Genomic DNA, 1,198 nt, shown 5'->3' with positions numbered 1-1,198 from the left:
ATCGCGGCCATGGGCCGCTCCTACAAGGCGATTGCGGTCAATAAAGCAGGGTCATCAGCTTGCGCTGGTACTGTGTCGCCAGTGGATCACCGGCCCCCAGGCTCTTCAGCATATCCAGGTAGGCCTGCCTGGCGGCGCCGTCGGCGAAATTCATATCCCGGCGCAGGATATCCAGCAGCAGGTCCAGTGCCTCCTGGTGGCGCTGGTTCTGGCTGTACTGTACCGCCAGCTGGTAGGCGGAATCGAAATCCTGCGGATTTTTTTCCAGCGCCTGCTGCAAGGCTTTGATCTCCGGGGAGTCCGCCGCCTGCTGCTTGAGTTCCAGCTGGGACATCAGTTGCTGGTAGTCGCTGTCCTGATCCGCCAGCATGATCTTGCCCAGCACCGTCTCCGCCTCCTGGGTGCGATTCTGTTCCAGCAGCACCGCCGCCAGTTGTTTGGCGATATCCGCGCGCTCATCGGACTCGTTGTAAGCCTGGCGCAGGACCGGCAGCGCCTCGTCCAGCCTGCTCTCCGCCACCAGTGCCTGGGCCTGCTGCAGCTTCAGATCCCAGGGTTTGGGCAGGTACTTGTCCAGCATTTCGCGGATCTGTTTCTCCGGCTGCGCGCCGGCAAAGCCGTCCACCGGCTGGCCGTCCTTCAGCACCATCACCGTGGGCAGGCTGCGCACGCCCAACTGGCCCGCCAGCATCTGCTCGGAGTCCGCATTGACCTTGGCGAGCAGGAACTGGCCATCATATTCCTTGGCCAGCTTCTCCAGCACCGGCATCAACTGCTTGCAGGGCTCGCACCAATCGGCCCAAAAATCCACCACCACCGGTCGCTTCATGGATTCCTCGATCAGTACCTGCTGGGCGTTCTGCGCCGTTACATCGACTATAAATTCGTTCACATCAACTCCTGATTCATTTATCGGTAGACCTCGTCCCGGCCATAAGCTAGTGTCCTGTATGGTACTAAATAGTGATACCAGAGCCCCCCAGATTGCCCACAGTTAGGCGCAGCTCGCAGGGAATGGTCATTCCATTTTCAAGAGCTGCAACGCCGCTGTGGGCAATCTGGGGGGCTCCCTCCGGGCGGGCCGCTAAGCAGCCATCTGCGGCGTTGCACTTGCTTGACGTAGAATGACTACGCCGGCGCAAATGCGCCTTGCATCTGGCCGCTTAGCGGCCCGCTGGTATCACTATTTAGTACCATA

1 protein-coding gene is annotated in these 1,198 nt (G+C 60.2%); it reads right to left on the bottom strand.

From position 1 onward, the window contains the following. Window positions 1-37: 37 nt before the first annotated feature. A complete protein-coding gene (gene trxA / locus ACRC0P_RS14930) occupies window positions 38-892 on the bottom strand; it encodes a thioredoxin (protein ID WP_438632102.1) in 855 nt (284 codons plus the stop codon). Between the last annotated feature and the right edge of the window lie 306 nt (window positions 893-1,198).

This window comes from Microbulbifer sp. (genome assembly GCF_051659245.1).
Classification (GTDB): domain Bacteria; phylum Pseudomonadota; class Gammaproteobacteria; order Pseudomonadales; family Cellvibrionaceae; genus Microbulbifer.
The sequence above is the reverse complement of the archived record's forward strand: the minus strand, read 5'-3'. Positions and strand labels throughout refer to the sequence as shown.